The following is a 23,964-nucleotide window of genomic DNA, read 5'->3' as shown; positions in this document are numbered from 1 at the left end:
GTTGTCGCTCACGATCCGAACAGCCGGGTGTTGTCGTACTCGTAGAACCCGCGTCCCGTCTTTCGTCCGAGGTTGCCGGCGGAGACCATCCGTTCGACCATGGGCGGCGGGAAGAAGCGGGGATCGCGCAGTTGCTCATACAGTCGGGTCGCGACCTGCTGGTGGATATCCAATCCGACGATGTCGAGAAGTCGGAACGGCCCCATCGGATGGCCGAGTGCCCCGGTGACTGCGGTGTCGATGGACTCGATCGTTCCGAGACCCGAGTCGAGGGCTTGAATGCAGCTGTTTTCCCACGGGATCAAGAAGCGATTGACGATGAAACCAGGACGATCTTTTGTTACGACCGTCGTCTTACCAACCGATCGCAGGAACTCGATACATGTTTCACGTGCGCTCGTTGCGGTGTGTCGTCCATCCGCGACTTCGACGAGCGAGAGCAGAGGCGCAGGATTGCAGTAGTGCGTTCCAACGAGACGGTCGGGATGCTTGAGACCTGACGCGATCGCGGTGACGGACAGCGTTGACGTGTTGGTGTGAAGAAGCGTGTCCGCGGCCACGATGGACTCCACCTGCCCCATGAGTTCCTTCTTGACCGCCAAGTCTTCGAAGACCGCCTCGATGACTACTCCGGCGGTTGCCAAATCAGTAATGTCGGTCGTACCCCTCACACGAGCGTTCGCAGCGGAGGCCTCCTCCGCGGTGAGTTTCCCTAGATCTCGGCTCTTCTCGAAGAAGGAACGAATTGTGTCGAGCCCACGGGTCAGTCCCTGCTCGCTGACGTCATAGACGACGGTGTCATAGCCTCCCCGGGCCGCGACGGTTGCGATTCCGGAACCCATCGTTCCGGCCCCGATGACCGCAACCGGGCTTTGGATCAGATTCATGTCAGTTTCTCCTGTCATCGGATGTGGTGGTGGTGGTGGCCAACGCAGCGAACTGTGGTCTCTGCCGATCGTGAAATGCCTGGATACCCACCGTCGACTCGTTGCCGCCGATTGCCAGCGCGGCATGATGCGTCTCGAGTGCAAGTGCTGCGTCAAGGGCGAGTTCGTAGCCCTGATCGACGAGCCCGAGAATGGTTTCGGTAGCAACGGGCCCGCGGTGGGCGATCTCTTCCGCCACTTCCAAGGCAACCGGCATCAGCAGCTCTGGATCCGTTGGTGGGAACGGGGTGAGACCGATCTGGTAGGCGCGATTTGCATCCACCCGTCGGCCCGTCAACATGACGAACCTAGCGGTGCTGGGGCCGATACGTCGCTGCAGACGTTGGGTGCCGCCATACCCCGGAATGAGACCCAAACCAGACTCAGGTAGCCCCATGGAGGCGTTCCGACTGACGATCGAGAAAGAGCATGCCAGGACCAACTCGAACCCCCCACCCAGCGCGATGCCATTGACAGCAGCGATCACTGGGATGCGGCTCCTTTCGATCAGGCGGAATGCTGTCTGTCCGGCACGCATAACCTCGTACGCGGCGTTTGCGTCGAGCGTGGCCAGTTCATTGAGGTCGGCTCCGGCGCTGAAGGCCTTGTCACCGAGGCCGGTGATTACTATCGCTCGGGTGTGACCGTCCTCGGAACGATCACGAACTTCGGCCGCGAGCTGCTGGATAAGGGCGCTGTTGAGGGCATTGTGAACTGTTGGTCGGGAGATTGTGACAACCGTGATTGGACCATGGGTACTGACTTGCAACTCATTTGCGGTGCTCATCAAATCATTCTTTCTGCTCTAGCTGGGAGACCGCCCCCGATACGAGTAGCTGCGCAACCCTTTCCGGGCTCAAGCCGCTTTCGAGAAGAACTTCTTCGGTGTGGGCTCCATGCTCAGGGAAGCGGTCATTCCGCGGATTCGGTATGGAAGCGAGTCGGAATGGGCTCCGCACGCTCACCATCTGCCTTGCAGACTCGGGAACTGGCATCAGGCTCGAACGCGCAATGACTTGGCGATCGGCGACGACTTCGGAGAGGAATTGAACGAGCGAGCACGGCACCCCGGACTGAGCAAGAATCGTCAACCATTCGCTGGCTGGTCTCTCGATGAGGCGGCGTTCGATTAGCTGTGTGAGCTGCCCTCGGTGGCGGCGTCGATCGGCGTTAGTTCCAAAGGCCTGGTCGGTACCGAGATCGGGCTCTCCGATTGCTCGGCAGAAGCGTGTCCACATGGAATCGTTGCCGATCGCGATCGCGATATCCCGGTCTTCCGTTCGGAATGTCTGGTAAACCGCCAGGACGGAATCCGTGCCGCCGCTCGGTACTGGCTCGGTCCCGCCAGCGCAGTAAGCAGCAATTCGCGGCGCCATCAGTGCCAGGTCCGAGTCCAGCAACGAAACGTCGATCGTATCGCCGACACCATCGGTGCGCTGTCTCACCGCTGCCGCACTAACCGCCAGAGCCGCGCACATTCCGGTCACGATGTCCGAGAGTGCGGTCGACACTCGCTGAGGCGATCCGCCAAGCGCACCTGTCACCGACATCAACCCCGATCTGGCCTGCGCAGCCAGATCGTAACCGGGAAGTTCGGCGTCCGGTCCGTCGAGGCCGAATCCTGAAATGGCACAGTAGATCAAGCGCGGGAATCTGGTACGTAGAACTTCAGGATGCAGCTTTAGCTTCCTGAGTTTCGCAGGATTCAAGTTCTGCAAGAAGACGTCAGAGTTACCAATCAAGCTGTACAGGGCGTCGAGACCCTCATTATGACGAATGTCGAGGACAACTGACCTTTTGTTGCGGTTGGCTGAGGCGAACCATGCGGAGGCGTGCGTGACGAACGGGGGACCCCACATGCGGGCCTCGTCGCCGTGGCCAGGGCGTTCGACCTTTATGACATCAGCACCGAGATCTGCGAGATACATCGCCGCGGTGGGGCCGGCGTAGGAAGTTGTCATGTCCACAATTCGTAGACCAGTGAGTGGCCCACGGTGGAACGGGATGGAGGGTTGTGCCACGAGATATCTCCTCAAGGAAGTGTGCACGCCAAGATCGCCATCGTGGCTCTAATCGACCAGCGTGAATTCTTCATCGGCCGGACGGAATTCCACAACACAGTGGTCCACCAATTCATCGATGCGATCATTCGTGATGCCTAGTTCGGTCAGAACCTGTTTCGTATGTTCACCCAACCGCGGAGCAGCGTCACCGACGATGGGCGGTGTGGCGGAGAGCCTTAGTGCCGATGTGACCACTTTGTGCTTACCGAACATGGGATGGTCAACTTCTGCCACTTGATCGAGATGACGTACTTGAGGATCCTCGAAAACAGCATCCATCCGGTTAATCGGGGCGACCGGCGCGCCGGTGGAAGACAGAAGTTCCACCCAATGTGCCGTTGTCTGGGTGCATGTGATCGCACTGATCTGCGCAACAATCTCGTCGCGGTGCTTGACTCGCTCGCCATTCGTGATGAACCGTGGGTCGGTTCCCCACTCGGGTCTTCCGAGTGCTGCCGCAAGAACTCGGAAGAGCTTATCATTGGGAGAACCGAGCAACACCCATCCGTCCTCGGTGGGAAATGCCTGATAGGGAACGACGTTCGCGTGTGCTGAACCTTGCGGCTTAGCGACGCTGCCGCCGATGAGGTACTCACTGGCGGTGTTGATGAGCATCGCCAATTCGGTGCTCAGAAGCGACACGTCAACTCGCTGCCCCTCGCCCGTCACCGTCCGGTGGTGTAAGGCGGAGAGGACACCCAGCGCAGCGTGTAGCCCCGTGCACACATCGATCACGGCTACACCTACTTTGACCGGCTCACCCTGCGGTGGTCCCGTGACGCTCATCAGTCCACCCAGGGCTGAGACCATCAAGTCGTAGCCCGGCCGCTCGTGGTAAGGACCGTCCTGACCGAAAGCCGATATCGCGCAGTAAATTAGGCTTGGGTTCGTCAATCGGAGTGTTTCGTAGTCCAGTCCGAGCCGTTTCATGACCCCGGGCCGGAAGCTCTCGACGACGACGTCTGCGCTCCGGACGAGTTCACGCGCGATCGATGCTCCCTCAGGAGTTCCCAAGTCGATCGCTACGCTTTTCTTGTTGCGATTCAAGCCCATGAAGTATGAGCTGACTTCCCCGAGGAACGGCGGGCCCCATCCGCGACTGTCGTCACCGGTTCCCGGTCGCTCGATCTTGATGACTTCGGCGCCCATATCACCCAGAATCATCGTCGAGAACGGTCCCGCAACAACACGTGAGAAGTCGACGATGCGGAGACCTTTGAGCGCGGTATTGCTGTAGTTCATTTGGTTTTAGCCCTTTCCGACTAGGCCAGTGAGACGTTCAGCGGAGTTCTCCTGTGGTATCGACACATTGACGTAATGTCGTCAGTTCGTTGACCGTTGGAGCTCTGGTTGTGTCCCAATTTCCCTGCCTCAAATTGAATCCTGTGTTGTTTGCAACGTCTTCCGGATTGACTCCAGGGTGGATGCTGCGTACTTGCATCGCCTTGGTCTCGTCGAACGAGAAGGTGGCAAGCGGTGTGATGCAAACGACCGGACCCTCGGTTGTGATGCCGGACTCGGCCCGGGACGACCCGCCGCTCAGATGACCGGAAGCGGTCACGAAGTCGACTTCTTCCACGAAGGTACGAGAGGTATGCGACCGGCTGAAGAGGATGATTCGCTTGGATACCACGGCGAAGGATGTATTGGCGAGGCCGGGTCCCCGAAATTTTGGTGGACTCCCCTGTGAGAGTCCCGTCTTAGTGAGGTTGATATTGCCGTGTTTGTCGATCTGAATTCCGCCGTAGAACATGACGTCGAGCCGGCCATTTTCCGACATCTCGAAGAGGTCGTATCCGGTTCCCACTGCCTCGGCGCATTTTACCCACCGCCCGTCGGAAGCGGAGCGATACAGGCGTCCTGGTCGGGGATTGACGAGGCCCGAGGGCATGATCAGTGTGAGGTCGGGTGCATGAAGTTGTTGAGCGAGGAGACACGCAGCGACCGGCACTAGGGAGGTTGCGCCGGTGACCGCCAAGTCGCCGTTGTGCAACTCCCGTGCCATTAATACGGTCATCAGTTCGTCTGTCGAGTAGGAATCAATCATCGGACTGTGTCTGTTAGTTGGTCGATTCGTGCTGCGCCGCCAACTAATTCGATGTAGTCGTCGAGGTTGGCCGGCTGGTGAACGAAGGGCCCGAGGTATTCGTCGTTCCATCGGTGAGCGGACGCTCCTGAGGCGATGTACTCGAGAAGGTGGGGTTCGTCGTGGGGGTAGTGTCCCTGACTTGCGCAGGGGTGGGCGCCATAGGGTGCTTCGACAACAGCATCGACAAGATATCCAGGGATCACCGTCCGGTGCGGTTCGGCCCGAATCACGTCATTATTCACAATGACATCGGCTGTCACAATCACGGTTGTAGAGGCTTTAGCGAAGAGCGGATCGCAGAACGGAGTTCCGTGATAACGAACATTCCCGTAGGCGTCCGCCTCTTGAACGTGGAGAAGGCACACATCGGGCCGGATTGCCGGCGCCGACACGACCGTGCCCAGTCCCGCTACCAGACGCGTGCTGGTTTGAGCGCAGCCATCGATAATGTCCGTGCCCTTCACCGACGGAACTGGGTGGTACGGCAGATCCTCCAGGGTTGCCATCAGTCCTCCGAGGATCGTCGCCTCATCACAGTCGAACACCTTGGTCAGTTCCTGCTCGACAACGCGTCGGAAGTTCGGCGCCATGCCCAAGTGCTCGAAGGACACATGCGCTAAGTGCGCCGATTTGACGCAGCCTGCCCCTAAGAGCAGGTCTACCGCATAACTTGCCGGTGGTGCCGCCACTAGCCGGAGGCCCTTCTTACCGGCCCGCACCAGCTCGCGGGCCGCTGCGGACGGATTGTTCTGGAACCACAGCCCGCCAAGAGCGATGAAGTCACCGTCCTTGATCAACTCGACCGCCGACTGCAGGCTGTGCAGTTTCGATGTGCGAGTTGGCGCTGAGGCCTCGGACCGGGACGCCTGATCGTTCACCACAACCTCCGATCATTATATGGTTTCACAAACCATAGTATGGCCCACAGTGAACTGATCATCAAGGGGTTGCGCTGCACGGCGCTTGGCACAGAGCCCTTGAGGGGTTTTGACTCGACCGCGGCGGCCATGGCCGACCCGGGCACGGCGTGCGAATCACTGGAGCGTGGGGCCCTGCCGCGCATGTGCCGATGCTTGGCCGCGGTATGCGCGGTCGTGGAACGGACGTGACGGCCGCGCCGGGCTCGGACTGCCGTCATGCAGGCCGCTTCTATTCGTTGGGTTGACATGGGTCACACCGAGGTTCACTATCGACGTGAGCCATAGAATGGTTTTCCATTACATAACTCACCCAGTATATGGGTTTGGAGCCTTGATCGCTCCCGGCCGAATCGAACGTATGTTCTATTCAGAAGGTATCGGATCGGGGTTCCCGGCGTTATTGTCAAGACAGGAGATCGACCATGAGTGCCAGTGCCCACACGTCACAGCAGGAAAAAGTGGAAGGCGAGACTTCAGCTAGTTCCCCCAGGCGAGCCATCACCGCAGCTGCGATCGGCAACTTCGCTGAGTGGTATGACTTCGCTGTCTACGGGGTCGTCGCCTCAATCATGGCCCTCCACTTCTTCCCATCAAGCGATCCAGTCGTCGGACTGATCAGTGCATACGTCGTATTCGGACTGACCTATGTGAGTCGCCCCATCGGCGGATTGATCGCGGGTTGGCTCGGCGACACCCTCGGACGACGTCGTGCACTCTCGTTCACCATCCTTCTGATGTGCGCGGGAACCGCACTCATCGGATTCATACCTTCCTACAACGCGATTGGAGTTCTGGCGCCGATCCTGCTGACCCTCTGTCGGCTCGTGCAGGGACTCGGCACAGGAGGTGAATACAGTTCCGCAATCAGCTTCGTCTACGAACACAGTCAGGCGCGGGCGAGGCCTATTCGGATCAGCTACCTCGTCACCACCACCTTCCTCGGCATCACCAGCGCCGTATTGATCGCCAGCCTGTGCACCACAGTCCTCGGTGATGAAGCATTCGAAGACTGGGGCTGGCGCGTCCTGTTCTGGCTCGCGGCGCCCCTTGGCCTTGCAGGCATGTACCTGCGGCGCAAGGTATCGGAGACACCCCAGTTCAAGCAGCTCGCAGCCGACCGAGAGACGTCGGAGGTCAAAGCCGCACCGATTAGGTCCACGTTCCGGACCCAAGCGACCGCGATGATTCTGTTCTTTTGCATCGTCTCGTCGTATGCCTTGATCACGCCGATCCTGTCTTCCTACTTCATCACCTTCATTCAGCTGTCAGGCGGATTGACCAGTGGCCAGTCCTACAACGTGTCGCTTGCGATCAACGTGGTCATGATCGCCACTACCCTGGCCGCCGGTCGGGTGATGTTCCGATACGGGCTGCAGCGCACATTCATCGTTGGCGGTCTCTTTATCGCGGTGGTCAGCGTGCCCGCCTTTGCAATCTCGACCCTCGGTATCGTCGGAGCTCTCATCGGCGGATCACTCCTCTCCATCGGAAAGGGACTTGTCGCTGTAGCCGCCGCGATGGCGATGTCCTACATGTTCCCCGCCAAAGTCCGAGTGACAGCAGGAGCATTCGCTTACAACGTCTGCACAATCCTTTTCGGCGCAGCGGGCCCTTCCCTCGGCATCTGGCTCAACAGCGTCACCGGCAGTAACATCACCTTCAGCGTCTATCTCGCCATTGTCGGAGCCCTATCCGCTATCGCAGCCATCATCGGGCGCCAGCGTTTGAAGGAGCCCGCCGACGAGTTGGTAACAGCTTGATGAAGGGGCGAGTTGCTGTGCGCACCGTCGATGCCATACCGCAAACCTTCGCGATCAATGGAATTTTTCGAATCAGTCGCGGATCCAAGACATCCGCTCAGGTCATCGCGGTCTCCATAGCCGAGAGCGGTTATATCGGGCGCGGAGAATGTGTGCCATACGCCCGGTACGGCGAGACGATCGAGAGTGTTATGGACCAGATCAGGTCCATGACACCCGCGATCGAGGCGGGAATGGACCTCAGTGAACTGCAGTCAGCGATGGCACCCGGAGCGGCGCGCAATGCCGTCGATTGCGCATTGTGGGACCTTCGAGCACAGAAAACACGGCAGTCTCTGGCATCAGTGATCGAGCTCGGCCACGAACTACAACCTGTGCTCACGGCATTCACGATCAGCCTCGACGCCCCTGCAGCGATGGGGAAAGCCGCCGCCGTGCACGAGCACCTTCCAATCCTGAAGCTCAAACTTGGTGGAGATGGTGACTTGGAGCGGGTTCGAGCCGTGCGCGCCGCGGCCCCTCATGCCAGATTGATGGTCGACGCCAATGAAGCCTGGAGCATCGACCATCTGCGCGCGTTCGCTCCGGAATTCGCTGCAATGGGAGTCGAGCTCATCGAGCAGCCATTGCCAGCGGACGCCGATGATTTTCTCAAGAGCTTCAATAGCCCAGTCCCATTGGCGGCGGACGAATCGTGTCGGACACTCATGAGCCTGTCGAAGATTGTCGGGAAGTACGAGATCGCGAACATCAAGCTGGATAAGGCTGGCGGCTTGACGGAGGCCTTGTCGTTGCAGGCCGCAGCACGGGCTAGCGGCCTGGGCACGATGGTCGGTTGCATGGTCGCCACCTCTTTGTCCATGGCTCCGGGAATCATCCTTGCGCAACGGGCCGACGTGGTGCACCTCGACGGGCCACTGCTTCTTGCAGAAGACCGTACACCCTCACTCAGGTACAGCGGGGCAACGTTGTACCCCCCAGAGCCCGAGGTCTGGGGAGGGTGAGCCGGGCAAGACGAAGCACCCCGTCCGTGCGCCCGATCGGAATCCGTCTCTTTTGATCCCGGGCTGATCAGGTTCGCGTCGGCGGTGCGGCTCATGACGATCATCGCTCACCCTGCTCACTTCCGCCTACCGCGGCTCCTTGAGCGCATCACAACGGGCATTCGTCGTCGGCGCAATCCGGCTCACCGATTGACGGACACCAACCGCATCCGACACTGCAACCATCAGATCCTCCGTTCACGAAGTATCCGATGTCCAAATCGTCACCTCGCCGCAGACTTAGGAGATCCCAATGCCATTGCTCATCATTCATGCGGCGATTGCGTTCGCCAGTCTGATCACACCCCGCCGCGCCACCGCATCGATCCAACGGATCCTTACGAGTTTCGCCGTCGCACGAGCCAATGCAAGATGGTTAGCCATAGCGGCGAGCGCACATCTAGAATCCTCTAGCAATTGTTCGTTGAGAGGCTGAACGGTGAAGAAATCCTTCCGCTGCGACTCCAGCGCCCAAATCCGCGAGAAAGCGGACCTGACCTCGACGTCCCGTACGAACTCGGCGGCTCCACCCACCCCTCGGCAACCCGTAGTGCACCTTCCCCGGACACAGGTCACCGCAGGCACCTCCCACACCGAGCAACAAGATCCGTCACCAGCAGCGCAACGACCTTAACGATTTTCAGACCAAAGTAGACGTAGTGCGCGTGAGAACGGGACCTCGTCACCGGCGACGAGCCCTGCAATGAGCAGTGCCGCCCAGACTATCTCGGTGACGTTCAGGGCCCGGAACCCGAGCCGACCGATCTCCAGTACGAGCCGAACCGTCACCCGAGCGTACGGAAACTTTAGCGGCGCTTCGATGAACGAGATGACCACCATCCCCAGCCAGGTGAAGGTCACCGCGATCGAGACGGCGTGGGCTGCGGTCATCCGGCCTCCTTTTCTCCTGCACTCGCCGATACGGCGACATCGATCTCCAACAGTCTGCACCCGTTGTCGTCGATGCGCGGCGCTCCGGCGTCACGGCACATTGTTCAACGGGCACATCGACAGCAGCAGCACTACGCCTGAGCATTGGGGTGGCGGCGGCATGGTGCAGGGCAGTGACCCAGCCGCCAGGACAGAACACATCATGAGCGCAATCTCCCCGTCCAGCCGAGCTTCGCCCACGCCAAGCACGCAACGACTCCGTGCCATCACATCGGGAACCGGATGTACACTGGCCAAGCGTCGCAGCAGGGCTCGCACGGCAGTAGGAAACGTTCGCCCCCACCTGAATTCCTACGAGCCACACTCTATTCGTATGGCCGGGGCCCGCGGGTGAACACACACTGTGTCCGATGCCGGCGGGCTCACCCCATCGACACTCCACGAACCGGACATAGCCCGATCGGGGACTCGCTGGGGATCACACGGACCACGGAATGCGTTCTCCACCGCGAGGGTGTCCGACAGCGGACCCCCACCAAGGACTCTGGAATCCCGGGGCGGCATTCACGCGTGAATGGCACTGCGTGAGTTGGTGTCTCAATCCTCCACAGGAGGGCACGTCGTCACTCGACGTCCATCCGCAGGTGTGATGTCGACGTCGCACTGAATCGACTTGCTGTCCGCATCGACGATCGGGGATCGCCTTCCACGCCACGGTGCATCGACCTACGCACGACCTGTGGGTAGGCCCTCGGACCAAAGGGAGCCGAGTGCTGCCCGAACCGACGTATTTCAGGTGCTGGACCTCTCGTGATGGTTTTGGAGCTTCTCACCGTTGAGTGTCGGCACGGCACCACACTCTTTGTGATTGTCACTGCACGGACGAGATTGGGCACTCGCGTACGACGTGTGACCTGGTGCGCCGACGGTCGAGGAACTGGTCCTCGTCTTCGGGGATTCCCGAGTTCGGAGCGAACATGGCGGCGATCCAGCGCTTGTATGCGCCTTCGTCGTCGAACCTCAGTTCACTGATCACGTCAAATTCAATATCGTCTCCGGAGGGCTCGATGTAATTGCGTACGTAGCTGTTTGGAGTCTCTGGCAGACCCAGGACAAGAGGAACGTGCCGATTTTCGTAGTAGTCGACAAAGTCTTCCATGCTGAGGCCCTCTCGTTTGGCGAGGAAGGCGACTATCTTGTAGCTCATGGTGTCTCCGTGTGGTGTGGTTGCGCCGGATCGGTCAGCTGCCGACTCGGGTGCTGCTTTCACCAATGTCTGCACGGTGGGTGCGGAAGCCGTTGGCGGGGTGGTTCTCGTCGGCGTATCCGAAGGAGACACCTGCGACGACCTTGCGGTGGTCCGGAAGCTGCAGTTCGCCGCGAAGGAACCCTGAGTGCGATGCCAAAGCGGCTTGCGGAATGGTCGCCAGCCCCAGCGATTGGGCTGCAAGGAGGAAGTTCCCGATATAGACGCCGCAGTCGATTGCACCATAGGTGCCAAGGTCTGCCTCGGTGGTGATGATCGCGAGGGCGGGAGCGCCGAAGAATCGGAAGTTCTCCATCGCCTGCTTCTGCGAGGCTTCGCGGTCACCTTTCTGGATTCCGACGCTGTCGTAGAGCTGCCAGCCGCATTCACGGCGACGCTCACGGTACACACCTTCGTACCGGAGGGGAAAGGGAAGGTCGGGCGCCTCGGTATGCGACTCCGCGTGGCGAACGAACCTCTCTCGCATGTCGTCGAGGCGATCGCCTCGGATCACTGTGACGTGCCAGGGCTGCGAGTTGCACCAGGAGGGACTGCGCTGTGCCATGGTGAGGAGCTCGTCGAGGACGTCATCGGTAACGGGTTTGTCGAGGTAGGAGCGGCAGCTCCATCGATCGACCATCAATTCTCGTAGGACCGCTGCGCGGTTCACATCAGTTGTGGACATTGCTTCTCCTTCATGGTTCGCACGGATCAGAGTCCGTTTGGTGTGACCCAGACGCTTCATCCGAGCGTCAAATCCGTTCGATAACAGTGGCGTTCGCCATACCAGCGGCCTCGCACATCGTCTGGAGGCCGAAACGGCCACCGGTGGATTCGAGGTAGTTGAGCATTGTGGACATCAGGCGCGTACCAGATGCCCCGAGAGGATGCCCGAGGGCGATTGCACCACCGCGGGGGTTGAGTTTGGCGGGGTCGGCGCCAGTTTCCTTCAGCCATGCCAGTGGAACGGAAGCGAATGCCTCGTTGACCTCGAAAGCATCGATGTCACTGATCGTGAGCCCCGCCTTGTTCAGCACCTTCTGCGTGGCCGGGATGGGGGCAGTCAGCATGAAGATGGGATCGTCTCCGACGACGGCAAACGAGTGGAAACGAGCACGTGGACGCAGCCCTAGCGACTTCGCGGTGTCCTCACCCATGATCAATGCGGCCGAGGCCCCGTCCGTCAGCGGTGAGGAGTTTCCGGGTGTGATGCGCCAATCCATATCCGGGAAGCGAGTGCGTGTTTCCGGCGTCGCGAAGCTGGCCTTCAACCCGGCGAGACTTTCGCTGGTGGTGTTACCCCGGACCGTCTCATCGTGGGTCGCCGTACCCACTGGGATGATCTCGTTGTGGAAGCCGCCGTCCGAGGCTGCGGCGGCAGCGCGGCGGTGCGATTCGGCCGCATACTCATCGAGCTGTCGGCGTGACAGGTCCCATTTGCCGGCGACCAGTTCCGCCGACACACCTTGGTTGACGAGCGCGTCGTTGTAGCGGGCAGTCAGCCTGTCCCCATATGGGTCGCTCCCCTGCACGGGTGAGAACATCGGGACTCGGCTCATCAGTTCGACACCGCCGGCCACGACTATGTCGTAGGCGCCGGCCATCACACCCTGTGCTGCGAAGTGCAGCGCCTGCTGGCTGGAGCCGCACTGCCGGTCGATGGTCGTGCCCGGGACGTGCTCGGGCCAACCCGCCGCCAGAACTGCACTTCGGGCGATGTTGGAGGACTGCTCGGAGACCTGGCTCACGCAGCCGGTGATCACGTCGTCGACAAGTCGCGGATCGAGTCCTGTTCGCTCGATCATGGAGTTCAGGACATCGGCGTAGATGTTCACGGGGTGCAGATGTGACAGCTGGCCGCCCGGCTTGCCCTTGCCGGATGGTGTCCGGACCACATCTACGATAACCGCGGATCTCATAGGCTCTCAATTCATTGACGTTCGATTATCAGAAGCGGGACGGTCTACCCGACGCTGCGCGCCGGCCGGTGAAAGACTTGAGGCTCACTGAAGCCGTGGAGCCCCGCAATCCCGTTCTCGACGCCGATCCCACTCCATTTCGATCCACCGAACGGCTGGTTCGGTTGGAGCGCGAGATGCGTGTTCGCGAACACTGTTCCGCTGTCGATTCGGGGCGCGACTGCGCTGGCGCGATCGAGATCGCTGCTCCAGACCGAGCCGCACAGCCCGAAATTCGATGAGTTCACCTGCTCGATGACGGTGTCGAGATTGTCATATCGCACAACGGGAAGGGCCGGCCCGAACTGCTCGTCGTCAACGATGGCCATGCCATCGCAGGCATCCGCCAGGATTGTCGGTTCATAGAAGTAGCCCGGACCCTCAATGAGCTTTCCCCCCGTGGCGGACCTCGCCCCTTGCCTCAGTGCCTCGTCAACCAGATGGCGAACTCTCTCGAGTTGCGGCCGATTGTTGATCGGGCCCAGGCGGGTGCCTTCGACGGCACCGTCGCCGACCTTGACCGATCGGGCGTAGGAAGCCAAGCTTTCGACGACTTCGTCATAGATGGACGCGGGCGCGTAAATCCGTTTGATCGCCGAACACACCTGGCCGTTGTTCTCGAACGCAGCCCAGAAGAGCTTCTCCACGATGGACGCGGCGTCGACGTCGTCGAGCAGGATCGCTGCATCATTTCCGCCGAGCTCGAGTGTGAAACGCTTGAGATCGGTCGCGGCGGTGGCGGCAACACGCATGCCTGTTCTGACAGATCCGGTGAAGGAGATCTTGCGCGGCACGTTGTGCGAAGTCACCCATTGGCCGAGTTCGTCGCCTCCGCTCACGACGCTGACGACACCGGGCGGGAACACCCCGGAGAGGAGCTGACCGAGCCGCAGCGTCGCCATGGGCGTGTACGGAGATGGCTTGAGCACGACGGTATTGCCAGCCCGCAACGCCGGTGCCAACTTCCATGCGGCCAGGGTGATCGGGAAGTTCCACGGTGTGATGGCAGCGACAACCCCGAGCGGCTTGCGCACGACTTCGACGTAGGCAATGGCATCGTCTTGAATGATCTGAGGCTGATCTTCGACGTCCGCGTAATAGCGGAACCACGTCTGTGCGTCGCGTACCTCTTCCGCGGCTTCGCTGAGGGGCTTTCCTTGCTCTGCGGTGACAAGGGCAGCGAGTTCGTTCGCCGCGGATCCAAGCACCTCGGCAGCTTCCAGGAGAGCCTTGCGCCGAGCGCCCTCGTCCGTTCGCCATTCAAGCCAAGCTCGATGAGCCGTGTCCATCACCTGATCCAGCTGCTCGCGTGTGCAATCAGGGGCGGTGGCAAACACCTGGCCGGTTGCCGGGTTCACCACATCGAATTCTGTAGCCGACTTCGCCAGCGTCCCGTCGATGGTCATTGCATATTCGGTCATCATGTCCGTCCAATCGGAGGCTCGGGCCTCGTAGGATGAGTTTTGCTGTGTGGCTGGCCGCCCGAGGACCTCGAGCAGAGGAGTGCGTCGCCAACGATCAGGGGCACAACCACCGGTGGTGCCAGTTCGCGCAGGAAACGGTGACGGTTGACCGGACCCGCGATGCTGACTCCGTTCGGAGATCACTGAGTCGATCGAAGGTTGTTCGGGTCGGTAGGATCTCCATCGGCGTCACGTGTAGCCGATTCGATGCGATCGAAACTGCTATCGCCGACGGGCGACGAAAGTCTCAGATGCTGTCCAACCTCGGGGATTGCTCGGGAACAATCGTGTACACCGCGTACCATTGCAGAAGCGCAAGCTGCAATGCCGCTGATTTGATCTCGTCCACACTCGAACCGACGTCAGTGGCGTTGAGCACTGCTTCGATCATCGAATACAGCGCGGAGGCCGCGAATTCGGGATCGATGTCGTCGCGGACAATCCCGTGGGCGGTACTTCGTCGATACACATCGGCCAGGTGACCTCGCAGTACCTCGTCGGCGGCCCGGTTCGCCTCCAGCAGGTTCGCTGGAAGAACCTGCCGCGCCACGTCTATCGCTGGTCGCAGGTCCGCATTCTCCACCCGCCACATCAAGGTGTCTTCGACCATTCTCAACAGGATGGCGAACACAGTATCGCCGACGTCGACGGTTGCGCTCATCGCCTCGCCGATTCTGGCGTAGCCTGCAAGGTACTCGTCGACGAGCGCTGCCAGGATTGCATCTTTGTCCGGGAAGTGGTTGTACACAGTCGCCCGAGAAACACCAGCATCCTTCGCGATGTCGGCGACGCGAGCGGAGTTGTATCCTGGCGAGTTGAAGTGGCGCCGTGCCGCCGCCAGGATCCGTTCCCTGTTGTCCTGCTCATCTGATGGCATGCTGACAATCCTTCTCTGCCTCTAGGCGTTCTCTACCGGAGAGATTTTCTGCAGGCTACCTGCCAAATCCGCACGGTGGCGCCGCAGTTCCTTCTTGTCGAACTTCCCTGTGCTTGTGCGAGGAAGAGTATCGACGCGGTGATATTCCTCGGGTATCCACCAGTTCGCGACGTGGGAACGCAGATGCTCTCGCAGTTCGTCATCTGTGGGTCCGTGGGGTGAAACAACGACATAGGCTGCCGGCCGTTCACTCCATCGCGGGTCTGGGACGCCGATGACCGCCGCTTCGTGGACGGCCGGATGAGCCATGAGCGCCGACTCAAGGTCCTGCGAGCTAATCCATTCTCCTCCGGACTTGATCGCGTCCTTCGCGCGATCGGTGATGTCCAGCCAGCCGTCGGACGAGAGTGTTCCCAAGTCTCCTGTGCGCAGCCAACCTTCGTGGAACTTGTCCGAGGTGTCCTCCGGTCCGTAGTAGCTGCCAGCCACGATCGGACCCGAGATCTCGACCTCGCCGACAGATGTGCCGTCGGAGGGCAAAACACTGCCGTCCACATCGACAATCCGCATCTCGTATAGCGGGGACACCCGTCCTACCTGACCGCGCCGCTGCCAGCGCTCGGCGGGTGGCGCTACGATGTCCAAACTCATTGCGGCGCCGGGTAATGTCTCGGTCATGCCCCACCCCTGAATCAGCGTCACGGACAGCCTCTCGTCGTACGCTTGCATGAGCGGCACTGCTACCTTCGCACCCCCGCAGAGGACCATCCGCAGGCTCGAAAGGTCGACAGCATCCTTATTCGAGGGATCCTCGACGTGGCGGAGGAGATCCATCCAGAGGGTTGGGACACCGCCGGCCCAAGTGACCCTCTCGTCACGGATCACCCGTGCAACGGCCTGGGGACCGAGATTGCGTCCGGGAAGAACCAGGTCTGATCCGGTGACAGTGACGACGAAGGGAAGACCCCACCCCAACGAATGGAACATCGGGACCAGCGCGAGGACTCGGTCGCCCTCCTGCACCTGGAGACCGCCGACGCCAGCCATCGTCAATGCGTGCAGGACGATCGCGCGATGGGTGTACAGAACGCCCTTCGGATTCCCAGTGGTACCGGAGGTGTAGCACAGACAAGCCCCCCAGCTCTCCTCCAACGCTGGCCACTCGAAGTTCACCCCTTCACCGAGGGTGAGCATTTCAGAGTATCTATGTACCTTCGCCGACCTCGACACCACACTCGCGCCGTCACCGACGATGACTACATGCTCCACACTGGCGAGCTTGTCGAGCACACGGTCGAGTTGGTCGACCAGCGACGAATCAACGACGATCACGCGATCACCAGCATGGTTGATCGTGTAGATGACCTGCTCGTCGTGCAAGCGGGGGTTGATCGTATGAAGGACCGCACCCAATCCCATTGTGGCATAGTAGGTTTCGACGTGTTCCTGCGTATTCCATAGCAAGCTTCCGACGCGGTCGCCTCTGCAGACGCCCAAGCTGTCGAGTGCTTGCGCGAAGCTCGCCGCGCGACGGGATACCTGTTCGAACGTTTGGGACATCCGCCTGCCGTCATCGGTGATCGTGACGATCCTGCGCTGTCCGCATATAGTCTGCATACGCCGAAACAGCATTTGGGTCGTCAGGGGGGTGTCCATCATCAGTCCGTCGACCGTCGAAGCCTCTTTCGACGGTCTGGTACCGCCACCGTTGGGGAACGTTGCGTCATCAAGGACCGAGCTGTTCACATTCGTCACGTCGGACCTACCTGCCCACGAACTTTGCCTGGCCCGGACCGTTCGCAATAAACGACTTCACACCCGCGCGGCCGTCCTCGGTGTGATGCATGGCCACTGCGGCCCGGCCCTCGGCATCCAACCCGGCATTCAACGGCTGATCGAAGTTGGCGTCAATGAGACTTTTGGCCGTGGCCAGAGCAACACTGGGTCCGGTGGCCAGGCGCCTCGCGAGGGCGATCGACTCACTGAACACTTCGTCGTCGGGCACGACTCGGTCGGCAATGCCGATCCGGAGGGCTTCCTCTGCATTCACCTGACGACCGGTCATCACCAGATCTTTCGCGCGGGATGGCCCGACCAACCTGCTCAGTCGCTGGGTCCCTCCAGCTCCGGGCACGAGTCCCAGATTGACCTCGGGCAACCCGAACTTTGCTCCCTCGCCTGCAACACGCAGATCGGCTGACAACGCGAGTTCGAGTCCACCACCCAATGCGTAGCCGCACACGGCCGCGATCACCGGACGAGGGATGGAGGCGATCCTGTCGAAGGTCGAGCGGAATGCTTTCACGAAGCGCGCCGCATCTTCGGGTCCGCCCATCTCCGAGATGTCGCCGCCGGCGGCGAAGATGCGAGGGCCCCCCCATATGACAACTGCACCGGGCAAGTCACTCGCGAGCGCCTGGAACGCCTCGTCGAGCTGGCGCAGGACTGCGAGCGACAATGCGTTGGCTCTTGGTCGCTCGAGCCTGACGATCGCGACTCTGTCGGTGGTCATTTCGGTGTAGACGAACTGATCGTCGTGGGTGATCGGGGGCGACTCGCCTTGTTCGGTCGTCATTGTGGTTCCTATCAGTAGCTCAGTGGCAGGTAGGACCCCAGAGCTCGGGATCCAGATGCTGTCTAGGTGCTCTTGGCGTACCAGCCGGCGTCGATCGGCAGGGTGACGCCCGTGACGAACCGGGCCTCGTCCGATGCCAGCCATAGGGCGGCATTGGCGATGTCTTCCGGCTCGATGAAGTCGACATCCATAAGTGTTAAATGCTTGAGGGTCTCGGCCGCATCCGCCCTGTCCGGGTTGGCGAGGTCGGGCCTGAGGAGGCCGAAGCTGAAGTCGTTGAGGACCATTCCCGTGGCGGTATTGCCCGGGTTTACCGTGTTGACACGAATGTTGTACGGCCCGAGCTCATGGGCGAGGGAGCGCATGAGGCCGACCACCCCGTGCTTGGCGGCGGCGTAGTGTGCGATGTATCCTTCGCCCTTTAATCCGGTGTACGAACTCGTCAGGACAATGGAGCCGCCCTGGTTCCGCTCGACCATCGTGGGTGCGACAGCTTTCACGCTGCGCCACACGCCTGTGAGATTCACATCGAGGATGTCGTTCCAGGCTCGGTCAGAGATTTCCCACGCACGCCCTTCCGATGTCAGAATGCCGGCGTTTGCGATGAGGATGTCGATGCCACCGAACTCCGAAATACCTTCTGCAACAATATTGTCAAGACATTCTTGGTTTCGTACGTCAGCGACGGCGGTGATCACACGACCTCCGGCCTCGCGTACCAGATGTGCCGTTTCGTCGAGATCATCTTTGGTCGACAGCGAATACGGAACACCTTCGATCGCCTCGCAGATGTCAATGGCGACGATGGCGGCTCCCTCGGAAGCGAAACGTACCGCGTGGGCGCGCCCTTGCCCACGCGCAGCGCCCGTGATGAACGCGACCTTGCCTTCTATCCTGCCCATAACGGGGACTCCGTTTCTCGAGATTCTTCGTGCTGCGCCGGAGCGCTGAAGCCATCAAATTTCGGCATTGCGCTCCTTAAAGTTGTGACTGCGATCGGCAGCTCTCACGAATCGTCGCTTGGTCCGACGCTCCGGGGCATCCACTCAACCAACGGTGATTGTTGCCGGACTCACACTGGACAAACTAACCACGCGTTAGACACCGTGTCAAGGCCCGGTTTTCCTGGGCGAAGGTCCGGCCGAACGGTGGAATCGGCAGTGCGTCAGGCCGCGGAGCCTGGATCGAACGTCTCTGTGCGAACCTCAACGACAAGTAGGTAGATCATCCCTCTCGCGACGGGTATGAAATGGGACTTCCCTGCCCATGACCACGCACGATCCGCCGGATTTTCCACCACATGCTCGCCCAGTGTGACGGTTGACACCGTGTCCAACGATGGCTAGCGTCTTATCCACTTCAACGCAGCATGAACGCAAGCGCCGCCTGGTCCGAGACCAGACGATGGCGACGTCAGCGCGCCCAGTAGCCACCGACCCAGGCCGGCGATTGCACCAGCGATCACACGAAGGTCGACATGTCACGGTGCCTGCCTCTCGCCGGTATGAGACACGCGCGAATCTGCCGCGGAAGATCCAGACACCCCAAGGAGAGCCTGTGACACACCTCGATTTCATGCCCGACGCCGTGGCCGATGACGCCGACTACCGCACGACTGCAGGACAGCACCTGTGGCGGCATTTCGCAGAAATGGCGGAGGCCGAGCGTACCCCCCTCAAAGTGATCACCCGAGGAGAGGGAAGTTACCTCTTCGACACAGACGGGAACCGCTACCTCGATGCAGTCTCCAACCTGTTCTGCGTGAACCTCGGCTACTCGTACGGTGAAGAACTCGGACAGGCTGCGCTCGACCAGTATCGCCAGCTCGGCTATCACAGCAACTGGACAACCACACACCCGCGCGCGATCGAACTGGCTGCACGCCTCGCCGAGCTCGCCCCTGACGACCTCAACCATGTGTTCCTGACGCCCAGCGGCGGAGAATCCGTCGAAGCCGCCTGGAAGATTGCACGACAGTTCTATCAGCTCCGAGGTGAAAACCGCTGGAAGGCGATCGCCCGCGACATGGCATACCACGGGACGACGCTCGGCGCACTATCCCTCGGCGGCATCCATCGGATGCGCTCACCCTTCGAGCCACTCGTACCGGCCGTGGCACACGCGCGGAGTACAGCTCGGGCAGGCCGCCCCGCAGGCGAATCCGAGGAAGATTTCACCGCATTCCTCCTCGACGACCTCGAGCAACGAATCGTGTCCGAGGATCCCAGCACCGTCGCCATGATCATTCTGGAACCCATCCAGAACCACGGCGGATCGCTGACCCCACCGAACGGCTACTTCGCCGGCATTCGTGCGCTTGCCGACAAGTACGGCATCCTGCTCGTCTCGGACGAGACCATCACCGCCTTCGGGCGCGTCGGAGAATGGTTCGGATCAACGCGATTCGACTTCACCCCCGACATCATCACCACCGCCAAGGGATTGTCGTCAGCGCACGCAGTGATCGGCGCAGTGATCGTCAATAACCGTGTGTACGAGCCCTTCTCCGAAAAAGGCGTTTCCCTGCAGCACGGGAACACCTTCGGTGGACACCCTGTCATGGCCGCTGTAGCCCTCAAGAACCTCGAGATCATGGAACGCCTTCAGATCCCCGAACAGGTCCGTGCGAAGGAAAACTCGCTGCGCACCAGCTTGGAGTCCCTCCGTGATCTCGAGATCGTCAGTGACGTCCGCGGCGCCGGATTCTTCTGGTCCGTCGAATTGACCGGTACCGACACGAACGGTTCGCCGTTGAGCCAACCCCAGCGAGATCGTCTGTTCGCCCGCCCCCATCTCGCCGGCGCCTTGGAGGACCTCGGCATCCTCACGCGGGTTTCGCTCGACAGCGTCAATCCGATCATCTGTGTATCACCCCCACTCGTCGCCGAAGACCAGGAGTTCACCCTGATCCGGAACGCTCTGGCGAAGGTCCTGTCCGAGATCGACTCCACTCGCAAATCCCTGTGAGGACAGTCCACATGAAACTTCTTCCCTATACCTACACGGCCCAGAACAGCGGAGCAGGCAATGGATACATCTGAGAATCTAGGACCAAGCACCGCACCGACCAACATCGCTGGGGAAGGCGAGACCTCATTCCGAAGCAGTCTCGGCGTGGGCTCCATCGTGTTCATGGTCGTCGCCGCGGCAGCCCCACTCGGTGTTGTGGCCGCTACCTTCCCGGTCATCATCTCAGTCGAGCAGAGCATCGGCGCACCCCTGTTCCTGCTCATGGTCACAGCGCTACTCACCGTCTTCGCCGTCGGCTACACAGCCATGAGCAGGTATGTGCCCAACGCCGGTGCCTTCTACTCCTATATCCAGGCCGGATTGGGCAGGATCATCGGGACCGGCTGCGCGACACTTGCATACGTCTCGTATCTGATGCTCCTGGTGGGCAGTACAACGTATCTTGGGGTAAACGCATCGAACGCCGGCCGAATATTCCTGCACATCGACCTGCCCTGGTGGACATGGTGCCTGATCGCGTTCGCACTTGCCGGCTACCTCGGATATCGAAACGTCGACCTCTCCGCACGCGTACTCGGACTGGTCCTCGTCCTAGAAGCCGCCATCGTCATCGTCGTCGATACCGCGATCATCCTCCAGGGCGGCGAGGAGGGACTCTCGGCAGAGCCCTTCAGCCCGTCCATGCTCACCCAAGGCGCCCCTGGCCTCGGGTTCATGTTCGCCTTCTTGTGTTTTCTCGGCTTCGAAGCAACCGCAGTGTTCCGCAACGAGGCAAAGGACCCCGTCCGTACCATCCCTCGCGCAACCTACATTGCCGTCATCGGTATCGGACTGTTTTACACAGTCACCATGTGGTGCGTGATCATGGGCATCGGCCCCAGCCGCGCCGTTGCGGTCACAGGCGACGACCCAACAGTGGCAGTGCTCAACCTCGCCAGCGAGTATGTGGGACCCATAGCCCGCGACGTGATGCTGGTACTGCTGGTGAGCAGTCAATTCGCATGCACATTGGCATTCCACAACGTCCTGACCCGCTACCAGTACACTATGGGTACCAAAGGTGTCATACCCCGCTCGCTCGGACGAATCAGTCCCAAACATCATGCCCCATCACGCTCATCAGCAGTGATCTCCCTGATCACCGTCGTCAGCATGATGATGATCGTCGCTCTCGGACTCGACCCCATCTCGGAAGCATTCACCTGGCTCTCCGGCGCAGCAACACTCGGCATCATCATCATGATGACAACAACAGGCATCGCCGTCATTCGCTTCTTCCGCCACCATCCGACGTCCGACGGCACGTGGACAACCCTGATTGCACCGGCAGTCTCCTCGATCGGCATGGTCGTCGTCCTCGTTATCGCAATACAGAACTTTGGACTACTCGTCGGTGAGAACACCGCCGCCGAGGTAGCCCTCGGCGTCATACTCGCGGTTGCGTTTGCTGCCGGTGTCATCATCGCAGTCACCATGCGCCGCTATCGACCAGCGCATTATGAATCCCTCGAGAGGGATTCGGACAAGACCCAACAACAAAGCAAAACAACGAACTTGTGAACTGCGAGAAGAGCCGAGGACTCGCTCAAGCGCGTCTCACCCAGCAAAGGATTCGACATCTCAGATGAAGCCCACCTCGATCACAGAGACGTCACGAATGATCGACTTCGCACGGCGTTGGCACTACTTCGGTGGCGGAACCCGGGAAGAGATATTCGTCAACTTCGGTGTCACGCCATCCATCTTCTATAAGCGGCTAACACGGGTGCTACACACATCACAACACTCGCTTGACACCGAAACGCGGACGAACTTGCTGAGACTTTCAGAAAAGAGGCTAATCGCAGAAGCAGAAGCTGCTCGCGAGGTGGGCTCACCAGCAGTTGGCCGAGCGAGATGACGAAGTAGGCCAATCGACCGCTGGCCACCCGCAAGACCCCGAGTCGGGAATGTCAGCGGCTCCAGAGCAGATGCCAAGAAGCGATCTCCTCGGGACCCGCGATCGACGCACGAGCCAGCAATCAATGCTCGTTCCTCGTTCGCATATCGACCGGATGGCGACGACCACCAGTTGCGGAGGTGGAGGCCACAAGCAACGTCACTGCAGATAAGGCGTCAGGTCGCCTTGGGCAACTTGGACATCATGACGTGAGTGCGGCGCAGTCACAGCATGATCGAGAACATGAACTGCGGCTTCGATATATCGAGAATATGCTCCATGCAAAGGGTTCGATCGCCGAAACCATCTGCCGGGTCCTCCCCTTGGACCCCACCACTGCGAGGATCGTTCTGCCTCCGCCGTGGCCGGCCGCACCCTGACCGCCCTCACCGTCACCCTCACCACCGCCGCACTTCACGGCCCGCACCTCTCCGCGGTCGAACAAGACCTCTGGCTCACCAAATGCGAAGCCCGGCAATACGTCACCACCCGCCGCTGGGCGCACGCCATCAGCACCTTCGGTGCCCCGTTGCCGCTGGGTCCGCCGGCGTGGGTGCGCAGCCGGTCGACGGTGGCCAGGGCGTCGGCGACCATCCGGGCGGCCCCACGTGCGGAGCCGCGCGCTCCTCGGCGCAGGCGTTGGGTGACGATCACCGGCGCAGCGGTCTGCCTGGTGACGGTGGCGATGAGGGCGTTGAGCCCGCGGATCCCGAAGTAGCCGTATCCGGAGCCTTGTTTGCCGTGGCCGTGGACTTCGATGATCGTATCGTCGATATCAACCAGGATTCGCCCGGTGTCGATGCCGGTGACCAGCGGGGTCTTCGCGGCGAGGTTGCTCAGGAACCGCGAGGCGACGGCGTCGAGTTGCCGGACGTGCCCGAAGCTGAACTGGCGAAGGAACGATCCCAGCGTCGACGGTGCATAGGGTCGATCGAATATCGTTCCCATCGCCCCGTGCCGCAGGATCGCCAGGTCAGCGATGCTGTCGGCGCCGGCGACCATCCCACCGATCAGGGACCCGATCTTGCGGCCCGTGTTGGCGCCCTTGTCGGTCGGCACGCTCAGGTGCTGATCGGCGAGCGTGAGCAGGCCGCTGGCCTGGGCCAATGCCACCACCGGGACCAGTCCCGCGGTCGCCACGAGGTCGGGGTCGTCGAACCTGGCCGCCGTAACGGGTCGGGTGTGAGATAGTTGCATCTACGAAATGCCCTTCGGCGTGCCTGAATTTGACCCTAGAGAAGTAT

At 60.7% G+C, this 23,964-nt stretch carries 19 protein-coding genes and 1 pseudogene; 4 read left to right on the top strand and 16 right to left on the bottom strand.

Going from position 1 to position 23,964, the window contains the following annotated elements:
* Positions 1-8: 8 nt before the first annotated feature.
* The 6 genes from ROP_RS39375 to ROP_RS39355 are packed head-to-tail and all read right to left on the bottom strand — an operon-like array spanning position 9 to position 5,956.
* A complete protein-coding gene (locus ROP_RS39375) occupies positions 9-887 on the bottom strand; it encodes a 3-hydroxyacyl-CoA dehydrogenase family protein (protein ID WP_012687203.1) in 879 nt (292 codons plus the stop codon).
* A gap of 1 nt (position 888) precedes the next feature.
* The gene (locus tag ROP_RS39370) at positions 889-1,713 is read right to left on the bottom strand and encodes an enoyl-CoA hydratase/isomerase family protein (RefSeq protein ID WP_012687202.1); all 825 of its coding nucleotides are present in this window, start codon (positions 1,711-1,713) and stop codon (positions 889-891) included.
* Between the two features lie 4 nt (positions 1,714-1,717).
* Positions 1,718-2,947: a CaiB/BaiF CoA transferase family protein gene (locus ROP_RS39365; protein WP_012687201.1), complete on the bottom strand. Its 1,230-nt coding sequence runs from the start codon at positions 2,945-2,947 to the stop codon at positions 1,718-1,720.
* A gap of 48 nt (positions 2,948-2,995) precedes the next feature.
* Positions 2,996-4,231 (bottom strand): CaiB/BaiF CoA transferase family protein, encoded by a 1,236-nt coding sequence (locus tag ROP_RS39360; RefSeq protein ID WP_012687200.1) that lies wholly within the window; start codon positions 4,229-4,231, stop codon positions 2,996-2,998.
* Between the two features lie 37 nt (positions 4,232-4,268).
* On the bottom strand, positions 4,269-5,036 hold the full coding sequence (locus tag ROP_RS42250; protein WP_012687199.1) for a CoA-transferase subunit beta: 768 nt from the start codon (positions 5,034-5,036) through the stop codon (positions 4,269-4,271).
* Complete coding sequence (locus ROP_RS39355; RefSeq protein WP_148222693.1) at positions 5,033-5,956, bottom strand: CoA transferase subunit A; 924 nt, start codon at positions 5,954-5,956, stop codon at positions 5,033-5,035. Before ROP_RS39355 ends, ROP_RS42250 begins: the two co-directional genes overlap by 4 nt.
* A 464-nt stretch (positions 5,957-6,420) precedes the next feature.
* Here ROP_RS39355 and ROP_RS39345 point away from each other — a divergent pair, with 464 nt between their 5' ends.
* Positions 6,421-7,758, top strand: a complete 1,338-nt coding sequence (locus tag ROP_RS39345) for an MFS transporter (RefSeq protein ID WP_012687197.1) — start codon at positions 6,421-6,423, stop codon at positions 7,756-7,758.
* Positions 7,758-8,762 carry an N-acetyl-D-Glu racemase DgcA gene (gene dgcA / locus ROP_RS39340; protein ID WP_012687196.1) on the top strand — a complete coding sequence of 335 codons (1,005 nt, stop codon included), beginning with the start codon at positions 7,758-7,760 and terminating at the stop codon, positions 8,760-8,762. Before ROP_RS39345 ends, dgcA begins: the two co-directional genes overlap by 1 nt.
* Before the next feature lie 669 nt (positions 8,763-9,431).
* Here the strand turns inward: dgcA and ROP_RS39330 are convergent.
* From ROP_RS39330 to ROP_RS39290, 9 genes are all read right to left on the bottom strand, one after another.
* A complete protein-coding gene (locus tag ROP_RS39330; RefSeq protein WP_012687195.1) occupies positions 9,432-9,692 on the bottom strand; it encodes a hypothetical protein in 261 nt (86 codons plus the stop codon).
* Between the two features lie 871 nt (positions 9,693-10,563).
* Complete coding sequence (locus tag ROP_RS39325; protein ID WP_012687194.1) at positions 10,564-10,899, bottom strand: EthD domain-containing protein; 336 nt, start codon at positions 10,897-10,899, stop codon at positions 10,564-10,566.
* A gap of 34 nt (positions 10,900-10,933) precedes the next feature.
* A complete protein-coding gene (locus ROP_RS39320) occupies positions 10,934-11,623 on the bottom strand; it encodes a nitroreductase (protein WP_012687193.1) in 690 nt (229 codons plus the stop codon).
* A 67-nt stretch (positions 11,624-11,690) separates the two neighbouring features.
* Positions 11,691-12,857, bottom strand: a complete 1,167-nt coding sequence (locus tag ROP_RS39315) for an acetyl-CoA C-acyltransferase (RefSeq protein ID WP_012687192.1) — start codon at positions 12,855-12,857, stop codon at positions 11,691-11,693.
* Positions 12,858-12,901: 44 nt separating this feature from the next.
* The gene (locus tag ROP_RS39310; protein ID WP_043827505.1) at positions 12,902-14,317 is read right to left on the bottom strand and encodes an aldehyde dehydrogenase family protein; all 1,416 of its coding nucleotides are present in this window, start codon (positions 14,315-14,317) and stop codon (positions 12,902-12,904) included.
* 289 nt (positions 14,318-14,606) lie between these two features.
* Positions 14,607-15,236, bottom strand: a complete 630-nt coding sequence (locus tag ROP_RS39305) for a TetR/AcrR family transcriptional regulator (RefSeq protein ID WP_012687190.1) — start codon at positions 15,234-15,236, stop codon at positions 14,607-14,609.
* Positions 15,237-15,257: 21 nt separating this feature from the next.
* Positions 15,258-16,991 (bottom strand): long-chain-fatty-acid--CoA ligase, encoded by a 1,734-nt coding sequence (locus tag ROP_RS39300; RefSeq protein ID WP_148222692.1) that lies wholly within the window; start codon positions 16,989-16,991, stop codon positions 15,258-15,260.
* Between the two features lie 7 nt (positions 16,992-16,998).
* Entirely contained in the window at positions 16,999-17,811 is an 813-nt protein-coding gene (locus ROP_RS39295; protein ID WP_012687188.1) for an enoyl-CoA hydratase/isomerase family protein, read from the bottom strand.
* A 62-nt stretch (positions 17,812-17,873) separates the two neighbouring features.
* Entirely contained in the window at positions 17,874-18,713 is an 840-nt protein-coding gene (locus ROP_RS39290; RefSeq protein ID WP_012687187.1) for a mycofactocin-coupled SDR family oxidoreductase, read from the bottom strand.
* Between the two features lie 418 nt (positions 18,714-19,131).
* On the opposite strand from ROP_RS39290, the gene ROP_RS39285 reads away from it, so the two are divergent.
* Positions 19,132-20,778 (top strand): aminotransferase class III-fold pyridoxal phosphate-dependent enzyme, encoded by a 1,647-nt coding sequence (locus ROP_RS39285; protein ID WP_148222691.1) that lies wholly within the window; start codon positions 19,132-19,134, stop codon positions 20,776-20,778.
* Positions 20,779-20,838: 60 nt separating this feature from the next.
* Complete coding sequence (locus tag ROP_RS39280; protein ID WP_012687185.1) at positions 20,839-22,341, top strand: APC family permease; 1,503 nt, start codon at positions 20,839-20,841, stop codon at positions 22,339-22,341.
* 931 nt (positions 22,342-23,272) lie between these two features.
* Here the strand turns inward: ROP_RS39280 and ROP_RS39275 are convergent.
* Positions 23,273-23,917: pseudogene (locus ROP_RS39275) on the bottom strand (IS1380 family transposase); the annotation flags it as partial.
* Positions 23,918-23,964: the final 47 nt, after the last annotated feature.

The sequence above is a fragment of the Rhodococcus opacus B4 genome, from assembly GCF_000010805.1.
Lineage (GTDB): Bacteria > Actinomycetota > Actinomycetes > Mycobacteriales > Mycobacteriaceae > Rhodococcus_F > Rhodococcus_F opacus_C.
Note: the sequence above shows the minus strand (reverse complement) of the source record. Positions and strands in the feature narration are given on the sequence as shown.